Source organism: Muribaculum sp., assembly GCF_029051885.1.
Taxonomy (GTDB): domain Bacteria; phylum Bacteroidota; class Bacteroidia; order Bacteroidales; family Muribaculaceae; genus Muribaculum.
Genome location: NZ_JAIDKI010000234.1, coordinates 1 through 4,870 on the forward strand (window position 1 = coordinate 1; position 4,870 = coordinate 4,870).

General features: G+C 50.9%; 3 protein-coding genes and 1 tRNA gene. 3 read left to right on the top strand and 1 reads right to left on the bottom strand.

Annotated elements, in window-relative coordinates:
- Positions 1-267: 267 nt before the first annotated feature.
- Positions 268-340: transfer RNA gene (locus tag K2I50_RS09690), tRNA-Gly, on the bottom strand.
- A gap of 179 nt (positions 341-519) precedes the next feature.
- Between K2I50_RS09690 and pheT the strand changes: the two genes are divergently transcribed.
- The 3 genes from pheT to K2I50_RS09705 all read left to right on the top strand — a co-directional run bounded on the left by pheT (position 520) and on the right by K2I50_RS09705 (position 4,644).
- Positions 520-2,982: a phenylalanine--tRNA ligase subunit beta gene (gene pheT, locus K2I50_RS09695; RefSeq protein ID WP_301026120.1), complete on the top strand. Its 2,463-nt coding sequence runs from the start codon at positions 520-522 to the stop codon at positions 2,980-2,982.
- A gap of 40 nt (positions 2,983-3,022) precedes the next feature.
- A complete protein-coding gene (locus K2I50_RS09700; protein ID WP_068961262.1) occupies positions 3,023-3,763 on the top strand; it encodes a YebC/PmpR family DNA-binding transcriptional regulator in 741 nt (246 codons plus the stop codon).
- Positions 3,764-3,861: 98 nt separating this feature from the next.
- Positions 3,862-4,644, top strand: a complete 783-nt coding sequence (locus tag K2I50_RS09705; protein ID WP_301026121.1) for a TIGR02757 family protein — start codon at positions 3,862-3,864, stop codon at positions 4,642-4,644.
- The last annotated feature ends 226 nt before the right edge of the window (positions 4,645-4,870 follow it).

Consider the following 4,870-nt stretch of genomic DNA (forward strand, 5'->3'; position numbering starts at 1 on the left):
CATCATCACAAGACAAAAATCACTCAGAGATATGCGACCCCAGCGTTAACAAATATTGGGGAACGGGGTCTTAAACAAGCTCTAAATCGTAAAATCTATTTTATATCTCCGACGAGAGTTTTTTTGTGTGTTACATGATTGCTTGGTTGCGCTATTTTTAGTCAGGATAAGTCGTCACCATTTATTTTCGAGTGTATTGTGACGATACACTATGGGTATGAAAAAACAGACAATCAGCCGTGGGGTTAATTGTCTGTTTTTCAATAGAGCGGCAAACGAGGCTCGAACTCGCGACCCTCAGCTTGGGAAGCTGATGCTCTACCAACTGAGCTACTGCCGCAGATTATTTTACCACTTATACAAGTGGCTTGATTAGTATTGCAAAATTAGATATTATTTTTTTATCGGGCAACCATTTTGCGGAAATAAATTGGAATCTGTCAATATCCTATTGGCAAAAATTTCGTAAATTTGCGCGTTAATAGCCCATTGCGGGCTCATTTATTTTCCAACAAGACTATGAATATTTCATATAACTGGCTAAAACGCTATATCGACCTGGGCCTCTCACCCGAGAAACTCGCCGAGGTTCTGACATCCGTAGGCCTTGAGACCGGTTCGGTTGAAGAGGTTGAATCGGTAAAAGGCGGTCTGCGCGGTATCGTAATCGGCAAGGTGCTCACATGTGAGGAGCATCCCAACAGCGACCATCTTCACATCACTACTGTAGATCTCGGCGACGGACAGGCTACACAGATTGTATGTGGCGCCCCCAACGTTGCTGCCGGTCAGACAGTTGTAGTAGCCACTGTAGGCACCACTCTTTATGATGGCGACAAAGAGTTTCAGATAAAGAAATCAAAAATCCGCGGAGTAGAATCATTCGGTATGATTTGCGCCGAGGACGAAATCGGCATAGGCGATTCTCACAATGGTATCATTGTGCTCACTGATGAGGTCGCTCCCGGCACTCCTGCCGCCGAATACTACAGACTTCAGAGCGATTATATGCTGGAAGTGGACCTTACACCCAACCGTGTCGACGCCGCTTCTCACTATGGTGTGGCCCGCGACATTGCCGCATGGCTCGATTGCCACGTGGGAGAGGCCAAGGCCGTACGCCCGTCGGTCGATGCTTTTTCAATCGACCGTCCCGACGGAGCCATTGCCGTTGAGGTCGACGATTATACTGCCTGTCCGCGCTACAGCGGCCTGACAATACGCGGTATCAAGGTAGCCGAGAGCCCTGAATGGCTGAAAACTCTGCTCAACGCTATCGGCCAGCGTCCTATCAACAATATTGTAGACATCACCAACTTCATACTTTTCGGCTTGGGTCAGCCGCTCCATTGCTTCGACCTCGATAAGATAAAGGGCGGAAAGGTAGTAGTGCGCCATTGCCCTACAGGCACTCCGTTTACCACACTCGACGGCGTGGAGCACAAACTCGACGAGGCCGACCTGATGATATGCAATGCAGAAGAGCCGATGTGTATTGCCGGAGTATTCGGCGGACTCGATTCGGGTGTCACAGAGACTACCCAGTCAATCTTTATTGAGAGCGCATATTTCAATCCGACCTCTGTGCGCAAGACAGCACGTCGCCAGGGACTGAGCACCGATGCCTCATTCCGCTATGAGCGCGGTACCGACCCCAATGCAACACTCTACTGCCTGAAACTTGCCGCCCTCCTGGTGAAAGAACTTGCCGGTGGTGAAATCTGTGGCGAGCCTGTCGATATTTATCCCGATGAGGTGAAGCCGTTCCCGGTGCGCCTCGACTTCGCATACCTTAACGGACTTGTCGGCAAGGATATCCCCGCCGACAGTGTGGTCTCCATCGCCGAGTCGCTTGAGATGGAAGTTGCATCGCGCGATGACAAGGGTGTCGACCTTCTTGTGCCGACATATCGTGTCGACGTGCAGCGTCCTTGCGATGTAGTGGAGGACATACTCCGCATCTACGGTTACAACAATGTAGAGATATCTGATTCGGTGAAGTCGTCGCTTTCGTATAAGAACTTTACCGACAAGGCCAACGACTTGCGCGAGCTTGTAAGCGAACAGCTGACCGCGCAGGGCTTCAACGAGATACTTAACAACTCGCTTACCGCAGAGCGCTATTTCGATGGTCTGACCGACCCGAAATGCATGCCTGTCAAGCTCCTTAATCCTCTCAGCACCGACCTCAACGTGCTGCGCATGTCGCTGCTCTTCGGAGGTCTTGAGGTAATAGAGCATAACGTAAACCGTCGCGACCCGGATTTGTGTCTGTATGAATTCGGCAAAAGCTACAGCTGCAATCAGGAGCTGGAGTCGACAGCCGAAAATCCTATCGCACCATACACGGAGACCGAACTGCTCGGCATATGGCTCACAGGCGACATTCGTCCTGCCGGTTGGACCGCTCCTGCCGAAAAGGCCACTTTCTTCCATCTGAAAGGTGTGGTACAGCAGGTGCTCGCCCGTCTCGGTGTATCTCCCAGAGAGATTGAGATGGTTCCAGCCGAGAACCCTCTGTTTGATGCGGCTACCGAAATACGCACACGTTCGGGCAAGTCGCTCGGCGTGATGGGTATTGTGGCAAAGAACATGCTAAAGCGCTGCGATGTTAAGGTCGAGGTGCTTTATGCGCAGCTCGACTGGCTCGCGCTTGTAAAACTTGCCACACGACACAAGGTTACATTTACTCCTCTGCCAAAGACCCAGGCTGTGAAGCGCGATCTCGCCCTGCTTCTCGACAAGTCGGTGACTATGGCCCAGGTCGAGAAAACCGTGCGCGACAGCGAGCGCAAACTTCTGCGCGATGTCGCTCTCTTCGACGTATACGAGGGCAAGAATCTTGAGCCGGGCAAGAAGAGCTATGCAATAACCGTCACTCTTCAGGACAACGAGAAAACTTTACAGGACAAGCAGATCGACGCTGTAATGCAGAAGATTGTCACCAACCTCACCAAGCAGCTCGGCGCGTCGCTCCGATAAGACTCTAATACAATAATATAATTAACCACATACACCTACTATGGGAAGAGCTTTTGAATACCGCAAAGCAAGAAAACTGAAACGCTGGGGCAATATGTCGCGTACATTTACCCGCATAGGTAAGGAAATCACCATCGCCGCCAAGGCCGGCGGACCCGATCCCTCTACCAACCCCCGTCTGCGTGCGCTCATGCAGAACGCCAAGGCTGCGAATATGCCCAAGGATACTGTAGAACGTGCTATCAAGAAAGCTACCGACAAGGATGCCGGCGATTACAAGGAAATAACATATGAAGGATACGGACCTCACGGTATAGCCATATTTGTAGAGGCTGCTACCGACAACAATACCCGTACCGTAGCCAACGTACGCTCATACTTCACCAAGCATGGCGGCAGCCTCGGCACACAGGGTTCGCTTACTTTCCTTTTCGACCATAAGAGTGTGTTCAAGATTAAACCCAAAGAGGGCGTAGGCCTTGAGGATCTCGAACTTGAACTCATCGACTATGGTGTCGACGAACTTGAGGATATTGTCGATGACGAGACCGGCGACGAGCAGGTAATCCTCTATGGTGCGTTTGAAGAATATGCCAACATCCAGAAGTATCTTGAGGACAACGGATTCGAAATCATCTCTTCTGAGTTTGAGCGTATCCCCAACGACCTTAAGGATGTCACTCCCGAGCAGCGTGCCGCCATTGAGAAGCTGCTTGAGCGTATCGAGGAGGACGAGGATGTGCAGAATGTGTTCCACAACATGCGCGAGGAGGCTGAATAAGCCGATATCTGCCGAATAAACAGAGAATTAGCCATACATAGGATGACAGCTGCATGCTATTTGCCTGCCGCTGTCATCCATTATTTTAATAAAGGAATATGGAGTTTGATATTGACGACATGCGCGAATTTCTCGAGCGAGAGGCTGCGTTGATCAACCGACCTGAGTTTATCGGTGATGACCCGGTGCAGTTTCCCCGGCGCTTCGAATCGCTGGCCGATATCGAGATAGTGGCGTTGCTTGCTTCGGCCATAGCCTGGGGCAACCGCAAGATGATATGCCGCGATGCCGACCGTATGCTCGCCCTGATGGATCATCAGCCTTACAAGTACATGATGGAGCGCGGCTACGAGGACCTTGATCCGGATATGAACATACACCGTACTTTTTTCGCCCGCAATCTTGCCAACTTCCTGTCGGGTATGCGCGGCATATATGAGCGGCATGGCTCTCTGGCCGATTTCGCCCGCGCCCACAGGGTAGGGGAGGATGTGGCTCCGGCGTGGCGTCTGGTGCAGCTTATCAACGTGGAGCTTGACAAGGCTACAGGTGGAGTACACGATTCACGATGTCTGCCGGGCAATCTCGACGTTACGGCCCTGAAGCGTGTCAACATGGCGTTGCGGTGGCTTGTGCGCGACGACGGCATCGTCGACATGGGTGTGTGGAAGGGTGTCATCGACACATCGCGCCTATACATACCTCTTGATGTGCATGTCGGCAATACAGCCCGTTCGCTCGGACTTCTTGAGCGCCGGGGCAATGACCGACGTGCTGTTGAGCAGCTCACCGATGTGCTTCGCACGATGCGTCCCGACGACCCGGTCTACTATGATTACGCCCTTTTTGGGATAGGTGTTACCGGCAAGCAGCTTTGTTGATACCAGAGGCATAGGTGACAATTTTTACAAATTATATTGCAACCCTCCGACTATTTGTTGCCAATCGGTTAATCTCGGTTGCATATGCAAAATAATTGTTGTAAATTTGTAAAAATAGTGAATAGCATTATACCAATCGGTACAAATTATATAAGAGCTTGTTTAATAATAAATGTTGCCGCCAGGGTCGTATAGCTTGAGACGATTTTCGACATGTGACGAAGGA